Consider the following 17,608-nt stretch of genomic DNA (forward strand, 5'->3'; position numbering starts at 1 on the left):
CCGCCGCCGCGCTCCACGCGGCACACCGTGCCCGCCCGGCGGGGCGGCACCAGGAAAGGATCCGCGCCCCCATGAACCGTCCCCTCCACGACATCCGCCCCGCCCCCGCACATGCCCAGGTCCTGGTCGTCGGGGGCGGACCCGTCGGCATGCTCGCAGCCGCCGAACTCGGGCACTACGGCGTCTCCACCGTCGTACTCGAAGCCGAACCGCGCACCCTCGACCAGCCCAAGGCCGGCACCCTGCACGCCCGCACCGTGCAGGGCCTCGCCCGGCGCGGTCATCTGCCCGCGCACGCCGCGACCGAGGACCGGCTGCGGCGCAGTACCGCCGACGCGTTCCACTTCGCGGGCATGCCGGGACTCGTCATCACCGCCCCCGCCACCGAGCCGGGCCCCATCGTCGGCCGCTCGCAGGCCGATCTGGAGCGGGACTTCGAGCAGCGGGCCCGCGCCAGGGGCGTCAGCGTGCTGCGCGGACACCGGGTGACCGACATCCACCAGGGGCCCGACTCCGTCGAGGTGACCGCCGAAGGACCCGACGGCGTACGGCGCTTCACCGCCGAGTACGCCATCGGCGCGGACGGCGCCCGCAGCACCGTACGCGAGCTGCTGGGATGGCCCGAGGACACGCACCCCGCCACCGTCTCCGCCCTGCTCGGCCTGGTGCGGCTGACCGACCCGGACCGCGTGCCGTACGGCTGGCACCGCACCCCGCGCGGCTGGACGGTGGCGGGCGTCAACCCGTACGGGCACAGCCGGTTCATCACGATCGACTTCCGCGGTCCGCACCCCGACCGGCACTCCCCGCTCACCCTCGCCGAGCTGCGCCGCGAGGGCGAGCGCATCCTCGGCCAGGACGTGCCGATGGCCGACCCGGCCTTCTTCTCCCGCTTCAGCGACTTCGCCCGCCTGGTACGCGACTACCGCCAGGGCCGGGTGTTCCTCGCCGGCGACGCCGCCCATGTGCACTTCCCCGTGGGCGGACAGGGCCTCAACCTCGGTCTGCAGGACGCACTCAACCTCTCCTGGAAACTCGCCCACACCCTGGCGGGCACGGCCGGCAAGGACCTGCTCGACACCTACGACGCCGAACGGCGCCCCGCCGGACAGCGCGTCATCGACAACACCCGCGCCCAGCTGGCCCTGATGCGGCCGGACCCCGGCCTCGACCCGCTGCGCGACCTCGTCACCGAACTGCTCGGCCTGGACGAGGTGAAGGGCCGCCTCGGCCACATGATCAGCGCCCAGGAGACGGCGTACCCCCCGGCGGGCGGGCACGGTTCCCGCTGGGAGGGCCGCTTCCTGCCGAACCTGCCCCTCACCACGGACGACGGCCCGACCGATCTGACCCGGCTGCTGCTCCCGGGCCGTCCCGTACTGGTCCTGCTCGGCGAGGACGGCGGGGTCCACCGCGAACAGGCCGGGCGCTGGGCCCACGTGGTGCGCACGGTCACCGCGACGACCGCCGTCGCGATGCCGTGGGACGCCGTCCTGGTACGGCCCGACGGCTATGTCGCCTGGGCACCGGACGGCGGCCCGCTGGCCGACACGCTGCGCCAGTGGTTCGGCGAACCCCGCTGACGGGTGCGGCGAGGGGCGGGCACGGAAGTCCGTGCCCGCCCCCGTCCCGGCGCCGCCGCGTCAGCCGGTGCCCCGGTTCACCACCGCACGGGCAGCGCCGTCGGCCGCCGCAGCACCGTTCCGTTGTCCCAGGGCACCTCGGCCGGGTCGACGGCCAGGGCCAGGTCCGGGAACTCCTGGGCCAGCCGCGTCAGTACGGCCACGATCTCCATACGGGCGAGCGCGGCGCCCATGCAGTGGTGCATCCCGTAGCCGAACTGCAGGTGCCGCTTGGCCGGCGCACGGTCGGGGTCGATGGTCAGCGGGTCCGGGAACGCGTCGGGATCCCGGTTGGCGGCGAAGGCGTCCGGGTAGACCACGGTGCCCTGCGCCACGACCCCCTCGGTGGTCTCCAGGTCCCGGCCCGCGATCCGGGGGAACGCGGAGATGGCCCCCAGCGGGATCAGCCGGATCAGCTCCTCCGCGAGACGCGGGGCGATCGCGGGGTCGTCGGCGAGCCGGCGCCACAGCGCGGGCGCCGCCAGCAGCGCGTACAGCGACTTGGTCAGCACCGACACCACGTTCTGGTCGCCGCCGAGCAGCGAGCCGAAGAAGATGCCGGTGAGCTCGGCGTCGTCCAGCGGCGGCTCGGCCCGGTCCCGGTCGGCTCGGAAGCGGTCGATCAGGCCTCCGGGCACCGCCGGCCGGACCCCCGTCACCAGGTCCTCCACGTACCCGTACAACCGGTAGAAGTGCTGGACCAGGTCCGGCACGTCCTCGTGCGAGGCGATCTGCACGATCCGCGACGACGGGCGGAAGTACGGCACGTCTTCCAGCGGGAAGCCGAGGAAGTGGGCGTTGACGGTGACCGGGACGGTGTCGAGGAGGTCGGCGAAGAGGTCGGGGGACGCGCTGGAGCGCAGTCGCCGGATGCCCTCGTCCACCACCTCGCCGATCACCGGGCGCAGCCGCTCGGTACCCGCGGCGCTGTAGTCCGCGGCGACGAAGCCCCTGATCCGGGCATGGTGCGGGGCGTCCAGGTTGAGCAGCAGCTCCTTCGGCATCACGGTCGGCAGGAAGCTCGGCCCGTCCTCGACGTTGGTCTCGGCGCGACCGGACGCCGGGTCGGTCAGCACCTTGTGCACGTCGGCGTAGCGGGTCAGGTGGGCCACCTTGTGGCCGCTCGGCAGCTGGATCAGCGGGACGCCGCCCGGGCCGCGCTCGTCGAGCACGGTGAAGGCCGGGACGGGGTCGAGGTGGGGGATGTCCGTGACGGTGACGGCCGCGGACGTGGCGGTGGTGGTCATGTGTGCTCCGTGGGGAAGAAGGGTGCGTCAGACGAGTGCGGGCAGCCCGGTGAGGCCCGCCAGCTCGCGTACGGTCCGGGCGTTGTTGCGGAAGTGCACCGCGCGCCAGCCGACGGACCGGGCCGCGGCGCAGTTCTCGGCGAGGTCGTCGATCAGTACGCACTCCGCGGCCGGCACGCCCGCCTCCTTCTCGGCCCGGCGGAAGATCTCCGGGTCGGGCTTGCGGACGCCCACCACGCAGGAGTCGACGATGCAGTCGACCTCGCCGACGGGCGCGACGATCGCGCGCCAGTACGGCTCCCACTCGACGACGTTGTTGCTGAGGATCCCGACCCGGTAGCCGTGGTCCTTGGCGTGCCGGGCCGTGGCCGCCATCACCGGGTTGACGCGGACCCCCTCGAACCACTGCCGGCCGAACTCCTCGAAGCGCGCGCGGGACAGGTCGATGCCGGGGTCGGCCTCCCTCAGGACGCGGACCATCGCCCGCCCCCACTCGGCCTCGGTGAGCAGGGCCAGTTCGAGGGGTGCCAGAGGCTCGACACCCAGCTCGGCCGCGACCGCGGCCAGCGCCGTCTTCATCTGACGCGGCGTGATGCCGGTGCGGGCGTGGTACGAGTCGAAGAGCTCGTCGAGCGGTGGCGAGAGCACGCCGCCGAAGTCGAACCAGATCATGGGCTGGGGCACTGCGGTCTCTCCTTGTGTCGCCCGGATACGGGACACGGGCTCTCAGGCGCCCGCGCCGGCGGTGGCGGTGGCGTAGGAGGACCGGTTCAGCAGCGCCCCGCCGATGGGGCTGGTCAGCGCGAGGTGCACCCTGGCGCGGGCGATCTGCTCCTCCTGGGTCATGGTGATCTCGAACGCCACCGTGTCCGGGGTCGGCGATTCCACCACCCGCACCAGGCAGTCCGTGGCCAGCTCGAACTCGCCGAAGCGGGTGAAGTCCGTCTCCACCCGGGTGAGCAGCAGCCCTTGCGGCGACAGGCCGAAGAGCTCGTGCGCGGCGTGCACCGCCGACTGGCGGAAGCCCTCGAAGATCAGCGCACCCGGGATGTGGTCGAGCGGGTGGTCGAAGAGGGCCGGGTTGGCCTGGTCGACGACCACCTGGGTGAGCACCTCGTGTTCGCGGACCTCGGTCTCGGACAGCACGACGTTGTGCGGGGAGACGCGGCCCACGGCCATCGGGGGCACGCGGCGGCCCGTGTGGTGCGGCCGGGCGGTGTCGAGCGCGAGCGAGGCCCGGCCCTTCTCCCGCATCCGGTCCCAGGCCCGGCCCGGCATCCACTGGCAGGTGGTGCGCATGGTCGCGGCCTCACGGCCGTCCACCGTGAGGACCATGTCGAGCGTGCTGCCGGTGACGACGCCGTCGCGGTGCTTCAGCCCCGCCTGCCGGGCGTGGATCCGCACGTGGCCCGGCCGGGCGCCGATGTGCAGGGCGGTGATGTCGGTGACGTTCATCTCGCCGCCGTTGAAGATGAACTTCTCGTCGATCGCGGCGTCGAGGAAGGTGTGGGCCGCGTAGATCGACGCCTGGCGGAAGACCTCGACGAGGAGCAGCGGGTCGTAGACGGCGGGAGTGGTGATCTGGTCGCTGTAGTAGCTGTGCACACGCGGAAGTTGCGCGGCGATGAGGTATTCGTCCTCGGCCACCCGGACCGAGTCCGTGAGGAACACCTCGCAGACGGCTGCTCGGTGCACAAGGGCCCGCGTCACGGTGCTCGCGTAGCTGAGTTCGGTGGCCAGGGTCGTGGACATGGCTGAGTTCCCCCTCTTGCATGCAGGTACGTCTCCAAACGGAGGTACGCATGCGACCGTACCTTGATCGACGGTCCTCCCACCGTGGCGTACGCCACTCCGGCGCCGGTCCGACGCACCGTTTTAGCGAGACTTCAGCCCGGCCAACCCCGCGGGAGGGCGACCGGGTTGCCCGCGCGCGCCGGTCCCCGCCGATAGGTGTATCCACCATACTTTCGGACAGCGGCCGACCCGGCAACGACATATCCGCGGCCGCACCGAGGAGCCGCACCGCGGACGACCCCGCACCCCCGGCCGATACCGCGGCCGGGACCGCGGCCGGGACCGCAGCCGTGGCGGGCATGAAAAAATGCCCTCCGACCCGCGTTTCCGCAGGTCGGAGGGCATCTGATGTGGAGCCTAGGAGATTCGAACTCCTGACATCTGCCTTGCAAAGGCAGCGCTCTACCAACTGAGCTAAGGCCCCATGGAACCGGACACACGGGTCCCGCGTGCGGGTTGTGGTCGTTCCGCAGAACAGAGTACCGGGTTTACCCCCTCATCTCGCAAAATGATAGGGACTCCCGCCCTGCGACCACTCTCCGTAAGATGCTCGCGAGGTTCGCACCAGCGAAGGGGAGTAGTAAGAGTGGACGCAGTGCAGCAAGAGGCCACGGCCAGAGCCAGAGAGCTTCAGCGCAGCTGGTACGGAGAGCCGCTGGGAGCGCTCTTCCGCCGGCTCATAGACGACCTCGGCCTGAACCAGGCCCGTCTCGCTGCCGTACTCGGGCTGTCGGCGCCCATGCTGTCCCAGCTGATGAGCGGCCAGCGCGCCAAGATCGGCAACCCTGCCGTGGTCCAGCGCGTCCAGGCCCTCCAGGACCTCGCCGGGCAGGTGGCCGACGGCAGCGTCAGCGCGGCGGAGGCGACCGACCGGATGGACGAGATCAAGAAGACCCAGGGGGGATCCGTCCTCAGCAGCAGCGGCCAGACCGCCACCGGTTCCGGCGCACCCACCGTCAAGCGCGTGGTCCGCGAGATCCAGTCGCTGTTGCGCTCGGTCTCCGCGGCCGGCGACATCATCGACGCGGCGAACAGCCTCGCTCCCAGCCACCCGGAACTGGCAGAGTTCCTCCGGGTGTACGGAGCGGGCCGCACCGCCGACGCGGTCGCCCACTACGAGGCACACCAGAACTGACACGCACGACGGCGGACAACGGACGACGGGGGACGGACACAGCGATGGGTGAGGTCTTCGCCGGCCGGTACGAGCTGATCGATCCGATCGGGCGCGGTGGCGCGGGCGCCGTATGGCGTGCCTGGGACCACCGCCGTCGCCGGTACGTGGCCGCGAAGGTGCTCCTGCAGAGCGACGCCCACACGCTCCTGCGCTTCGTCCGGGAGCAGGCGCTGCGGATCGACCACCCGCACGTACTGGCTCCCGCCAGCTGGGCGGCCGACGACGACAAGGTCCTCTTCACCATGGACCTGGTCGGCGGCGGCTCCCTCGGCCATGTGATCGGGGACTACGGCCCCCTGCCGCCCCGGTTCGTGTGCACCCTGCTCGACCAGCTCCTGTCGGGCCTTGCGGCGGTGCACGCGGAAGGCGTGGTCCACCGCGACATCAAACCGGCCAACATCCTGCTGGAGGCCACCGGAAGCGGGCGGCCGCACCTGCGGCTGTCCGACTTCGGCATCTCCATGCGCAAGGGCGAGCCCCGGCTGACCGAGACGAACTACGTGGTCGGCACGCCGGGCTATTTCGCCCCCGAGCAACTCATGGGCGCGGAGCCCGACTTCCAAGCGGACCTCTATGCCGTGGGACTGGTCGCCCTGTACCTGCTCCAGGGCGCCAAACCCGACTCCCAGGCGCTGGCGGAGCACTTCCTCGCCCACGGCACCCCCGACGCCCCGCAGGGCGTCCCCGCCGCGCTCTGGGACGTCATCGCGAACCTCCTGCAGCCAGACCCCCAGAGCCGCTTCCGGACGGCCACAGGGGCACGCAAGGCCCTTGCCGGGGCCGTGGAACTGCTGCCCCCGCCCGCCCCGGCCGAGGATCCGGTGGAGGTGTTCGACCAACTCGGCCCCCTCCCGCCCGGTTTCGGCCCCGACGGCCCGACGGGACCCGCCCCTTCCGCCCCCGATCCGGCACGCGCGCCGGCATCTGCGGCCGACCGGCCGCCCGCCCACGGCGCGAACACGCGGGGCGGATCCGCCGCCGTGACGGTGGCCGCGGAACCCACCCGCACCGACCCCCGCGGCGCTTCCGCCACGGCGCCCCTCGTCCCGCAGCAGGCCGCGGCAGCGGCCCCCGCGCCCTCGTACGGCACCCCGTACGGCACCCCGAACGGCACCCCGAACGGCACCCCGAACGGCACCTCGCGGACGCCGTCACAGACGCCGTCTCACACGCCGTCTCACACGCCGTCGTACGGGCCCTCCGAGACGGGCAGCTTCCACCTGCCCCCGCCGTCCGCCCCGGCCACCTCGGGGGCGCCGGTGGCCGCGGGGGCTCCCACGGCGGCGGTTCCCGTCGCGCCCGCTTCCGCGGCGGTCCGTACGCGCGGCGGCATCGCCCCGCCCCCGCCGAAGGCGGTGGCGTCCCTGCTCGCCGCGGCGCTGCTGTGCCTCGCGGTCGGCGTCTGGGCGCTCACGCAGATGTAGCGCCGCGCCCCCGCCGCCCGAGCAGCACCCATCCGCCCAGCACCGCCAGCAGCAGCCCGCCGGTGCCGAAGCCGGCGCCCGCCACGACGCGCATCAGCGAGCGGGTGCCGGCCGCCTCGGCGGCCTCCGGGGCCGTGAGCCCCTCCCGCGCCGCCGCCCGGTCGTCCGCCCCGACCGCGAAGCCGCCCGCGGCCGGATCGTCCTGGTACGCGGGAGCCTTGGCCGGGGTGCCGGCCACCTCCAGCCGCAGCGTCAGCGGTACGGGTACCGCGTCCTCGGTGAAGTCGGCGACCTTCCCGCCCATCGTCACGGCGACGTAGTACCAGCCCGCCACGCTCACCGGCTGGACGTCGCGGTCACCGGAGAAGCGGTTCGCGTAGTCGACGGGCGGGGTCTTGTCCAGGGTGATCCCCGCCTGCACCCCGTCGTAGGAGGTGTTCTCGTCCGCGACCTGGCCCCGGTACGGGTTGTAGACGGTCACGGCAAGTCCGCCCGAGGCGGAGCTGAACTTCTTGGTCACCCGGGCCGCGGACAGCTCGGCCCCCACACCCAGTTGCTGCCCCCAGTCCAGCGGGACGCGGTACCAGCGGGTCTGCCCGGGCCGCATCTCGTCGCGCCACACGCCCGCGCCCACGGCCCGCGCGTCGTTGAAGCCGGTGCCGCCGGTGCGGGCCACCGCCTCCGTGCCTGGCAGCGCCGGGGCTCCGGTGGGCAGGCCGCTGGGCGCGGTGGTGGGAACGCCCGCCCCGCGCCCGGGTTCGCGCTGGACCCTGAGCTCCAGCGGCCAGGGGCTCTGGTCCGAGTCCTTGGCCGAAGTCCGGGTGACCTTCGCGTAGTACACGCCGCCGGGCGCGCAGTCGGCGTCCTCGGCCCCCCAGCGGACCCCGGCGGCGGCGAGGGGCACCGCGTCGTAGCCGAAGGTCGCCCGGCCCGTGCCGGACGGACAGGAGCGCCCGGCGGTGGTGATGAGCTCCACCTCGATGCCGTCGCTGCCGGAGACCTTGGCGCCCGCCGGCGGCCGGACCACGGCGGAGACGTAGACGTTGGAGCCGTCCTTCTCCAGGACGAGCCGGTAGACGCGGTCCCCGGGCCCGATGGTGTCCTCGTAGGTCTTCCCGGCCTCGACGAGCGGGGCGTCCGCCGTGGAGGGCTTGCCCTCGACCCGCTCGGCGCCGTCGGCGGCGCGGTAGGCCGGCAGGGGCTCCGGCGTGCTCCCCTCGGCCTGCGCCGCAGCGGGCACGCCCGCCAGCGCCATGCCGAGGGCCGCCGCCCACACCGTCGTCCGTACCCGACCCATCACACACACCCCGAATTTGCTACCGCAAGCCAAATCTTTGCAAATCGCAAGTTTTCGTCACAGAACAGCACAAAGCCCCGGCCGCAGCGGCAGCCGGGGCTTCATGAACTCAGCCTTCGGTCTCACACACCGGAACCAGAGGGCACGGAGTCGGTTGCCTCCGTCCACAGGTCCTGCTCGGCGCGGTCCGCCTGGATCTGGCGGTACACGAGGAGCCCGCCGATGGCGGCCAGTGCGACCAGGAGCAGCTTCTTCACCGCGCGACCTCGTCTTTCGTTGACGTAGGGGACTTCTGGCGCCCAACAATACACACCGACCGATACCGATCGGTGACCTGGCAACCCACCAACTGGCCCAACGACGAAGACCCCCAGGCCTTGGCCTGGGGGTCTTCGACACTGTGGGGCTAACAGGATTTGAACCTGTGGCCTCATCCTTATCAGGGATGCGCTCTAACCAACTGAGCTATAGCCCCATCCGCGCTGCGCGCTGACTCCTGAAGATTAGCGCACAGACCCGGTCAGGCCAAAATCCGTTCCCGGGGGGCGTCTGCGCAGGTCATCCGACCCCTCGCGGGCACTCCGCCGGAAGGCCTACTCGTCCTCGGCGAGGGTGAGCTCGACGCCGCCGACGAAGCCCGCCGACAGGTTGTAGATGAACGCGCCCAGCGTCGCCAGCGCCGTCGCCAGCACCACGTCGATCACCGCGATCACCGACGTGAAGATCAGCACGCGCGGCAGCGACATGAACGCCTGCAGGTCGAAGCCGTTGCTCTCGTTCGACCCGGTCGCCTCGCTGATGGTGCTGCCCACGGTCGAGAAGACACCCATGGCGTCCATGACCATCCACAGCACCGCCGCCGCCACGATCGTGCAGATGCCCAGCGCGATCGACAGCAGGAAGCTGACCTTCATCACCGACCACGGGTCGGCCTTGGCCACCCGCAGCCGCGCCTTGCGCGTCCTGGGGGTCGTACGGACCGGCGTACGCGGCTTGCGCTGCGGGGCGGGCGCACCGCCCGAGCGCGGCGCGCCCGGGCCGGCGGGCGCCGCGTAGGCCTGCGGCGGCTGGTACGGCTGCGCCGGCTTGTCGCCGGCCGCGGCCGCGGGGGCCTCGGCCCCGGTCTCCTCCGGCGCCTTCGGTCCTCGGGTGTCCGTCACGGTTCCCCCCTGGGAGTCCGCGGCGGGGCCACGGGCACCGTTCGCTCCAGTCTTGGCCGGTCCGGCGCCCGTGGCTCCACTCACGACTTACTCCTCGTGCTCCCCGGCCGAAGGCTGCGTGCCCTCGGCGGCCTCGGCGGCCGGTACGTCGGCCGCCTCGGTCTCGTTCTCGTCGACCTCGACCTCGTCAGCTTCCTGACCGGCCTCGGCGTTACGGGCGATGCCCACCACGGCATCGCGCTTGCCCAGGTTGATCAGCTGGACGCCCATGGTGTCACGGCCGGTCTCCCTGACTTCATTGACGCGCGTACGAATCACACCACCGCTGAGCGTGATGGCGAGAATCTCGTCCGTTTCGTCCACCACGAGCGCCCCGACGAGCGACCCGCGGTCCTCCACGATCTTCGCGGCCTTGATGCCCAGACCGCCACGGCCCTGGACGCGGTACTCGTCGACCGGCGTCCGCTTGGCGTAGCCGCCGTCGGTCGCGGTGAAGACGAACGTACCGGGCCGGACGACGCTCATCGAGAGCAGTTCGTCCCCCTCGCGGAAGCTCATGCCCTTCACACCCGACGTCGCGCGGCCCATCGGGCGCAGCGCCTCGTCGGTCGCCGTGAAGCGGATCGACTGCGCCTTCTTGCTGATCAGCAGCAGGTCGTCCTCGGCGGACACCAGCTCGGCACCGATCAGCTCGTCGTCGCTGCCGTCCTCGGTCTCGCGCAGGTTGATCGCGATCACGCCGCCCGAGCGCGGGGAGTCGTAGTCCTTCAGCGCCGTCTTCTTCACCAGGCCGCCCTTGGTGGCCAGGATCAGGTAGGGCGCGGCCTCGTAGTCGCGGATCGCGAGGATCTGGGCGATCTTCTCGTCCGGCTGGAAGGCCAGCAGGTTCGCCACGTGCTGGCCGCGCGCGTCGCGGCCGGCGTCCGGCAGCTCGTACGCCTTGGACCGGTAGACCCGGCCCTTGTTCGTGAAGAACAGCAGCCAGTGGTGCGTGGTGGAGACGAAGAAGTGGTCGACCAGGTCGTCCTGCTTCAGCTTCGTGCCGCGCACGCCCTTGCCGCCGCGCTTCTGCGAGCGGTAGTCCTCGGTCTTGGTGCGCTTGACGTAGCCGCCGTGGGTGATCGTGACGACGATGTCCTCTTCGGCGATCAGGTCCTCGATGGACATGTCACCGTCGAAGGGCACCAGCTTCGAGCGCCGGTCGTCGCCGAACTTCTCGACGATCGCGGCCAGTTCCTCGCTGACGATGGAGCGCTGGCGCTCCTCCGAGGCCAGGATGGCGTTGTACTCGTTGATCTTGGCCTGGAGCTCGTCGTGCTCGGCGACGATCTTCTGGCGCTCCAGGGCCGCGAGGCGGCGGAGCTGCATCTCCAGGATCGCGTTCGCCTGGATCTCGTCGATCTCCAGGAGGCCCATCAGGCCCTCGCGCGCGATCTCGACCGTGTTGCTGCGCCGGATCAGCGCGATGACCTCGTCGATCGCGTCCAGCGCCTTGAGCAGACCGCGCAGGATGTGCGCGCGCTCCTCCGCCTTGCGCAGGCGGAAGCGCGTACGCCGGACGATGACCTCGATCTGGTGGGTCACCCAGTGGCGGATGAAGGCGTCGATCGACAGCGTGCGCGGCACGCCGTCCACCAGCGCCAGCATGTTCGCGCCGAAGTTCGTCTGCAGGTCGGTGTGCTTGTAGAGGTTGTTCAGCACGACCTTGGCGACGGCGTCCCGCTTGAGGACGATCACCAGGCGCTGGCCGGTCCGCGAGGAGGTCTCGTCGCGGACGTCGGCGATGCCGCCGACCTTGCCGTCCTTGACCAGGTCCGCGATCTTCTGCGCCAGGTTGTCGGGGTTGGTCTGGTACGGCAGCTCCGTGACCACCAGGCACTGGCGGTTCTGGATCTCCTCGACCTCCACCACCGCGCGCATCGTGATGGAGCCGCGCCCGGTCCGGTACGCCTCCTCGATGCCCTTGCGGCCCACGACCAGCGCGCCGGTCGGGAAGTCCGGGCCCTTGATCCGCTCGATGAGCGCGTCCTGGAGCTCCTCGTGCGAGGCGTCCGGGTTGGCCAGGTACCACTGCGCGCCGTCCGCGACCTCGCGGAGGTTGTGCGGCGGGATGTTGGTGGCCATGCCGACCGCGATGCCGGCGCTGCCGTTGATCAGCAGGTTCGGGAAGCGCGCCGGCAGGACGGTGGGCTCCTGGTTGCGGCCGTCGTAGTTGTCCTGGAAGTCGACGGTCTCCTCGTCGATGTCCCGGAGCATCTCCATGGCCAGCGGCATGAGCTTGCACTCGGTGTAGCGCATCGCGGCCGCCGGGTCGTTGCCCGGGGAGCCGAAGTTGCCGTTGGAGTCCACCAGCGGCATGCGCATCGACCACGGCTGGGCCAGGCGGACCAGGGCGTCGTAGATCGAGCTGTCACCGTGCGGGTGGTAGGTGCCCATGACGTCGCCGACGACGCGGGCGCACTTGTAGAAGCCCTTCTCGGGCCGGTAGCCGCCGTCGTACATCGCGTACAGCACGCGGCGGTGCACCGGCTTGAGGCCGTCGCGCACGTCCGGCAGGGCGCGCGAGACGATGACGGACATCGCGTAGTCGAGGTAGGAGCGCTGCATCTCCGTTTCGAGCCCGACGGGCTCGATGCGCAGGACGGGCTGCTCCTCGACGGGGTTCTCTGCGTTCTGGGCGGGCTGGGTGGTTTCGTCGGCCATTGCTGGTCAGAAGTCCTTTCAGGCGGCGGTCAGCGGAGCCGACTCAGATGTCGAGGAAGCGGACGTCCTTGGCGTTGCGCTGGATGAAGGAGCGCCGCGCCTCGACGTCCTCACCCATCAGCACCGAGAACAGGTCGTCGGCCTGCGCCGCGTCGTCGAGGGTGACCTGGCCGAGGACACGGTGGTCCACGTCCATGGTGGTGACGCGCAGCTCCTCGGCGTTCATCTCGCCCAGACCCTTGAAGCGCTGGATCGAGTCTTCCTTGATCCGCTTGCCGTTCTGCTTGCCGAGCTCCACCAGCGCGTCGCGCTCGCGGTCCGAGTACGCGTACTCGAAGTCGTCGCGGCCCCACTTGATCTTGTAGAGCGGGGGACGGGACAGGTACACGTGGCCGGCCTCGACCAGCGGCCGCATGAAGCGGAAGAGGAACGTCAGCAGCAGGGTGTTGATGTGCTGGCCGTCGACGTCGGCGTCCGCCATCAGGATGATCTTGTGATAGCGGAGCTTCTCGATGTCGAAGTCCTCGTGCACACCGGTGCCGAAGGCGCTGATCAGCGCCTGGACCTCGGTGTTCTGGAGGATCTTGTCGATGCGCGCCTTCTCGACGTTCAGGATCTTGCCGCGGATCGGCAGGATGGCCTGGTACATCGGGTTGCGGCCGGACTTCGCCGAGCCGCCGGCGGAGTCGCCCTCGACGATGAAGATCTCGCACTTGGTCGGGTCGTTCGACTGGCAGTCGGACAGCTTGCCCGGCAGCGAGGCGCTCTCCAGCAGGCCCTTGCGGCGCGTCAGGTCACGGGCCTTGCGGGCCGCGACGCGCGCCGTGGCCGCCTGGATCGACTTGCGGACGATGTCCGCGGCCTCGACCGGGTTGCGGTCGAACCAGTCGTTCAGGTGCTCGTGGACGACCTTCTGCACGAAGGTCTTGGCCTCGGTGTTGCCCAGCTTGGTCTTCGTCTGGCCCTCGAACTGGGGCTCGCCCAGCTTGACCGAGATGATCGCCGTCAGGCCCTCGCGGATGTCCTCGCCGGCGAGGTTGTCGTCCTTCTCGCGGAGCAGCTTCTTGTCACGCGCGTAGCGGTTGACCAGACCGGTCAGCGCCGCGCGGAAGCCCTCCTCGTGGGTGCCGCCCTCGTGCGTGTGGATCGTGTTCGCGAAGGAGTAGACACCCTCGGTGTACTGCGAGTTCCACTGCATCGCGATCTCGACCGAGAGCATGCGCTCCTTGTCCTCGGCCTCGACGTCGATGACGGTGGGGTGGATCAGCTCGCCCTTGCGCGAGTTGAGGTACTTCACGAAGTCGACGATGCCGCCCTCGTAGTAGTACTTCACCGTGCGCGCCGCGGGCTCCGCCGCGTCCGCGTCCGGGTCGTCCGCGCCGACGGTCGCCTTCGCCGACTCGCGCTCGTCCGTCAGCGACAGGGTGAGGCCCTTGTTGAGGAAGGCCATCTCCTGGAAGCGGCGCGACAGCGTCTCGAAGGAGTACTCGGTCGTCTCGAAGATGTCCCCGTCGGCCCAGAAGGTGACCGAGGTGCCGGTCTCCGCCGTCTCCTCGTTCTTGGCCAGCGGGGCCGTCGGCACGCCGAGCTTGTAGTCCTGGGTCCAGCGGTGGCCGTCCGTCTTGACCTCGACCGCGACCTTGGTCGACAGGGCGTTCACGACGGACACGCCGACGCCGTGCAGACCGCCGGAGACGGCGTAACCCCCGCCGCCGAACTTGCCGCCCGCGTGCAGCACGGTCAGGACGACCTCGACGGCCGGCTTCCCCTCGGACGGAACGATGCCGACCGGGATACCGCGGCCGTTGTCCACGACGCGCACACCGCCGTCGGCGAGGATCGTCACGTCGATGGTGTCCGCGTGCCCGGCCAGCGCCTCGTCGACCGAGTTGTCGACGACCTCGTAGACGAGGTGGTGCAGACCACGCTCACCCGTCGAGCCGATGTACATACCCGGCCGCTTGCGGACCGCGTCCAGGCCCTCAAGGACCTGGATCGCACTGGCGTCGTAATTCTTCTCGTTGGAGTCGCCGGAATCGGCCACGAAGCGCCCTTTCTGGCACAGCGCAGCCCGTGCTCCGGACCCAGCAAGTGCGCCAGCGGAGCGGCCGCGTCGATCTGCGTTGTCTGCGTGATCCCGCGAACGGGCGGGATTTCCTCCAGTCTACCGGTACCACTGACATGAATGGGGGTTTGCCGGTACCTGAGTCCGCATGTGCCGCCCTGAACCGCCACTCTCCGACTCCCCATATCCGGGAAGGGGCTCAAAGAGGCTCACACGGGCACCCAGCGCTTCGGCCTGTCAACCTCCGGCTACCGTGAGGGACGCCACCCGCCGGGGCACCCGCAACAGCGCCCCACGGTGCTACTTCCGGGTGCTACTCACCCGTAGGTGTCGCCGGGTCCGGTGCTCCCGGGAGCCCGCCAGGGCCCGTACCCCTTGGGACGTCCGCCCGGGCCGTGCACCTTGATCAGGCGGACCGTGCCCTGCCCCAGATCCGCGTTGAGCCGCGCCACCAGCTGCGGGGCCAGCAGCTTCAGCTGCGCCGCCCAGGCCGAGGAGTCGCACCTCACGACAAGCTCACGGTTCTCGTAGCGCTGCGGTTCACAGTGCGCGGCGATCTCCGGGCCGACGATCTCCGCCCAGCGCTCCATCACGCCCGCCACCGCCATCGGCATCTCCCAGCCGCGCTCGGTGCGCAGCCGGTCCAGCGCCGCCATCAGCGGCATCGGGTCCCGGCCGTCCGCACGGGCGCCCGATCGCAGCCCCGGCTGCCGCCGCTTGCCGCCGCCCGCGGCGTTGCCCCGGGCCCGTGCCTGCTCGCGCGCCGCCGCGAGGGCCTGGCGGGCCAGGTCCACACCGGAGGCCTCCGGGGCCCTGCGCGCCCGCTGCGGGTCGCCGCCCTGCCGGGCGCCGTCACCGGGACGGACGCCGTCACCGGGCCGGGCCCCGTCGCCGCGACCGGCGCCGTCGTCGCCGCCGCGCCGGAGATCCTTGCCGTGCTCGTTCACAACCGGGTCACCTCACCGCCGGACACCCCGAACCGCGCGCCCACCAGCACTCCCGGGACGTCGTCGTCCACGGCCGCCGTCACCAGCACCTGCTCGCCGGGCGCCACCAGCTCCGCCAGCCGCTCCCGGCGCCGCGCGTCCAGTTCCGCGAACACGTCGTCCAGGATCAGCACCGGCTCGCTGCCCTCCGAGCGCAGCAGCTCGTAGGAGGCCAGCCGCAGCGCCAGCGCGTACGACCAGGACTCGCCGTGGCTGGCGTAGCCCTTGGCGGGCAGCTCCCCCAGCCTCAGCAACACGTCGTCGCGGTGCGGGCCGACCAGGGTCACGCCGCGCTCGATCTCCTGCTTGCGCACCTCGCCGAGAGCGGCCAGCAGCACCTCGTACAGGGCCTCGCGGGTGCGCGCCGCCCCGCTGTCGACGCTCTCGCCGGCCGAGCACCTGTACGCCAGGCCCAGCGGGCCGCCGCCCGGCGCGAGCTGCTCGTACGCCTTGTCCGCCAGCGGAAGCAGCGTCGCGAGCAGGTCGAGGCGCTGCGCCAGCAGCTCCGCGCCCGCGCGCGCGAGGTGCTGGTCCCACACGTCCAGGGTGGACAGGTCCATCGAGCGGCCGCCGTGTCGGCGGGCCATCGCCGCGGACTTCAGCAGGGTGTTGCGCTGCTTGAGCACCCGGTCGTAGTCCGAGCGGACCCCCGCCATCCGCGGCGAGCGCGCCGTGACCAGCTCGTCGAGGAACTTGCGCCGCTCGCCCGGGTCGCCCTTGACCAGGGCCAGGTCCTCCGGCGCGAAGAGCACCGTCCGTACGATCCCCAGCACGTCCCGCGGTCTGACCTGCGAGGACCGGTTGATGCGGGCCCGGTTGGCGCGGCCGGGGTTCAGCTCCAGCTCGACCAGCTGCCGGCGCTCGCCCTGGGTGACGGCGGCGCGGATCACGGCCCGCTCGGCGCCCATCCGCACGAGCGGGGCGTCCGAGGACACGCGGTGGCTGCCCAACGTCGCCAGGTAGCCGACCGCCTCGACGAGGTTGGTCTTGCCCTGGCCGTTGGGCCCCACGAAAGCGGTGACGCCCGGGTCGAGGGGTACCTCGGCCCGGGCGTACGAGCGGAAGTCGGCCAACGAGAGATGCGAGACATGCATACGGCGCCGACCTCCCCCGGCTTTCCACTGCTCTGTGGTGCTGTGCTGCTGAACTGCTACTTCTTCTCGACCGCGTGGCCGCCGAACTGGTTGCGCAGCGCGGCGATCATCTTCATCTGCGGGGAGTCGTCCTGCCGCGAGGCGAACCGCGCGAACAGCGACGCCGTGATCGCGGGCAGCGGCACGGCGTTGTCGATCGCCGCCTCCACCGTCCAGCGGCCCTCGCCCGAGTCCTGCGCGAAGCCGCGCAGCTGCTCCAGGTGCTCGTCCTCGTCGAGGGCGTTCACAGCCAGGTCCAGCAGCCAGGAGCGGATGACGGTGCCCTCCTGCCAGGAGCGGAAGACCTCGCGGACGTCGGTGACCGAGTCCACCTTCTCCAGGAGCTCCCAGCCCTCGGCGTAGGCCTGCATCATGGCGTACTCGATGCCGTTGTGGACCATCTTCGCGAAGTGGCCCGCGCCGACCTTGCCGGCGTGCACGGCGCCGAAGTCACCCTCGGGCTTGAGGGCGTCGAAGATCGGCTGGACGCGGGCGACGTGGTCCTTGGCGCCGCCGTACATCAGCGCGTAGCCGTTCTCCAGACCCCACACGCCGCCGGAGACACCGCAGTCGACGAAGCCGATGCCCTTGGCCGCCAGCTCCTCGGCATGCTTCTCGTCGTCCGTCCAGCGGGAGTTGCCGCCGTCGACGACGATGTCGCCGATCGAGAGCAGCTCGGACAGCTCGTCGACGGTGGACTGGGTCGCCGCACCGGCGGGGACCATCACCCAGACGACGCGGGGGGCCTGCAGGCTGTCCACAAGTTCCCGGAGGCTGTGGACATCCGCGAGGTCCGGGTTGCGGTCGTATCCGATGACGGTGTGGCCTGCGCGGCGGATGCGCTCGCGCATGTTGCCGCCCATCTTGCCGAGACCGACGAGACCAAGCTCCATCAGGTGGTTCCTTAAGCGTTGTGGCCGTCTTTGCCGGGGCTGCCCCGGCGGCGTCCGCGCGGGACGGGCGGGGGCCGCCCACCGGATCCGAGCCTACGCCGGGCCGT

The 17,608-nt window shown here is 71.3% G+C and carries 14 protein-coding genes and 2 tRNA genes; 3 read left to right on the top strand and 13 right to left on the bottom strand.

Features of this window, described 5'->3' with window-relative positions; all coding sequences use genetic code 11:
• Positions 1–71 precede the first annotated feature (71 nt).
• Complete coding sequence (locus tag BSL84_RS17785; RefSeq protein ID WP_051873143.1) at positions 72–1,583, top strand: FAD-dependent monooxygenase; 1,512 nt, start codon at positions 72–74, stop codon at positions 1,581–1,583.
• A 77-nt stretch (positions 1,584–1,660) separates the two neighbouring features.
• Here the strand turns inward: BSL84_RS17785 and BSL84_RS17790 are convergent, their stop codons facing one another.
• The 4 genes from BSL84_RS17790 to BSL84_RS17805 form a co-directional block, all read right to left on the bottom strand.
• Complete coding sequence (locus BSL84_RS17790; RefSeq protein ID WP_030028007.1) at positions 1,661–2,869, bottom strand: cytochrome P450; 1,209 nt, start codon at positions 2,867–2,869, stop codon at positions 1,661–1,663.
• Positions 2,870–2,896: 27 nt separating this feature from the next.
• A complete protein-coding gene (locus BSL84_RS17795; RefSeq protein ID WP_234308267.1) occupies positions 2,897–3,553 on the bottom strand; it encodes an HAD family hydrolase in 657 nt (218 codons plus the stop codon).
• Between the two features lie 42 nt (positions 3,554–3,595).
• The gene (locus BSL84_RS17800) at positions 3,596–4,621 is read right to left on the bottom strand and encodes a ScbA/BarX family gamma-butyrolactone biosynthesis protein (RefSeq protein WP_030028005.1); all 1,026 of its coding nucleotides are present in this window, start codon (positions 4,619–4,621) and stop codon (positions 3,596–3,598) included.
• Between the two features lie 393 nt (positions 4,622–5,014).
• Positions 5,015–5,087: transfer RNA gene (locus BSL84_RS17805), tRNA-Ala, on the bottom strand.
• Between the two features lie 162 nt (positions 5,088–5,249).
• Between BSL84_RS17805 and BSL84_RS17810 the strand changes: the two genes are divergently transcribed.
• Both BSL84_RS17810 and BSL84_RS17815 read left to right on the top strand, forming a co-directional pair.
• Positions 5,250–5,798 carry a helix-turn-helix domain-containing protein gene (locus tag BSL84_RS17810; RefSeq protein WP_030028004.1) on the top strand — a complete coding sequence of 183 codons (549 nt, stop codon included), beginning with the start codon at positions 5,250–5,252 and terminating at the stop codon, positions 5,796–5,798.
• Positions 5,799–5,842: 44 nt separating this feature from the next.
• On the top strand, positions 5,843–7,264 hold the full coding sequence (locus tag BSL84_RS17815; RefSeq protein WP_075970723.1) for a serine/threonine-protein kinase: 1,422 nt from the start codon (positions 5,843–5,845) through the stop codon (positions 7,262–7,264).
• Here BSL84_RS17815 and BSL84_RS17820 read toward each other — a convergent pair.
• The 9 genes from BSL84_RS17820 to gnd form a co-directional block, all read right to left on the bottom strand.
• Entirely contained in the window at positions 7,251–8,561 is a 1,311-nt protein-coding gene (locus BSL84_RS17820; RefSeq protein ID WP_030032201.1) for a hypothetical protein, read from the bottom strand. The genes BSL84_RS17815 and BSL84_RS17820 overlap by 14 nt on opposite strands.
• A gap of 122 nt (positions 8,562–8,683) precedes the next feature.
• Complete coding sequence (locus BSL84_RS37020) at positions 8,684–8,818, bottom strand: DLW-39 family protein (RefSeq protein WP_208809277.1); 135 nt, start codon at positions 8,816–8,818, stop codon at positions 8,684–8,686.
• A 144-nt stretch (positions 8,819–8,962) separates the two neighbouring features.
• Positions 8,963–9,036, bottom strand: a tRNA-Ile gene (locus BSL84_RS17830).
• Between the two features lie 118 nt (positions 9,037–9,154).
• Complete coding sequence (locus BSL84_RS17835; protein WP_075970724.1) at positions 9,155–9,805, bottom strand: DUF3566 domain-containing protein; 651 nt, start codon at positions 9,803–9,805, stop codon at positions 9,155–9,157.
• Between the two features lie 3 nt (positions 9,806–9,808).
• Positions 9,809–12,424, bottom strand: a complete 2,616-nt coding sequence (gene gyrA, locus BSL84_RS17840) for a DNA gyrase subunit A (protein WP_075970725.1) — start codon at positions 12,422–12,424, stop codon at positions 9,809–9,811.
• Positions 12,425–12,467: 43 nt separating this feature from the next.
• Positions 12,468–14,489, bottom strand: coding sequence for a DNA topoisomerase (ATP-hydrolyzing) subunit B (gene gyrB, locus BSL84_RS17845; protein WP_030029793.1), 2,022 nt, complete (start codon positions 14,487–14,489; stop codon positions 12,468–12,470).
• Between the two features lie 317 nt (positions 14,490–14,806).
• Positions 14,807–15,283, bottom strand: coding sequence for a DUF721 domain-containing protein (locus tag BSL84_RS17850; RefSeq protein ID WP_045320663.1), 477 nt, complete (start codon positions 15,281–15,283; stop codon positions 14,807–14,809).
• A 149-nt stretch (positions 15,284–15,432) separates the two neighbouring features.
• The gene (gene recF, locus BSL84_RS17855; protein ID WP_045320625.1) at positions 15,433–16,569 is read right to left on the bottom strand and encodes a DNA replication/repair protein RecF; all 1,137 of its coding nucleotides are present in this window, start codon (positions 16,567–16,569) and stop codon (positions 15,433–15,435) included.
• 56 nt (positions 16,570–16,625) lie between these two features.
• Positions 16,626–17,501, bottom strand: a complete 876-nt coding sequence (gene gnd / locus BSL84_RS17860; RefSeq protein WP_030029596.1) for a phosphogluconate dehydrogenase (NAD(+)-dependent, decarboxylating) — start codon at positions 17,499–17,501, stop codon at positions 16,626–16,628.
• Positions 17,502–17,608 lie beyond the last annotated feature (107 nt).

Source organism: Streptomyces sp. TN58, assembly GCF_001941845.1.
Lineage (GTDB): Bacteria > Actinomycetota > Actinomycetes > Streptomycetales > Streptomycetaceae > Streptomyces.

What these genes read in the sequence shown, in the direction of transcription:
- BSL84_RS17815 (WP_075970723.1), top strand. Translation starts at nt 5,843, where the DNA reads ATGGGTGAGGTCTTCGCCGGCCGGTACGAGCTGATCGATCCGATCGGG.
- BSL84_RS17790 (WP_030028007.1), bottom strand. Translation starts at nt 2,869, where the DNA reads ATGACCACCACCGCCACGTCCGCGGCCGTCACCGTCACGGACATCCCC.
- gyrA (WP_075970725.1), bottom strand. Translation starts at nt 12,424, where the DNA reads ATGGCCGACGAAACCACCCAGCCCGCCCAGAACGCAGAGAACCCCGTC.
- gnd (WP_030029596.1), bottom strand. Translation starts at nt 17,501, where the DNA reads ATGGAGCTTGGTCTCGTCGGTCTCGGCAAGATGGGCGGCAACATGCGC.
- recF (WP_045320625.1), bottom strand. Translation starts at nt 16,569, where the DNA reads ATGCATGTCTCGCATCTCTCGTTGGCCGACTTCCGCTCGTACGCCCGG.
- BSL84_RS17800 (WP_030028005.1), bottom strand. Translation starts at nt 4,621, where the DNA reads ATGTCCACGACCCTGGCCACCGAACTCAGCTACGCGAGCACCGTGACG.
- BSL84_RS17820 (WP_030032201.1), bottom strand. Translation starts at nt 8,561, where the DNA reads ATGGGTCGGGTACGGACGACGGTGTGGGCGGCGGCCCTCGGCATGGCG.
- BSL84_RS17785 (WP_051873143.1), top strand. Translation starts at nt 72, where the DNA reads ATGAACCGTCCCCTCCACGACATCCGCCCCGCCCCCGCACATGCCCAG.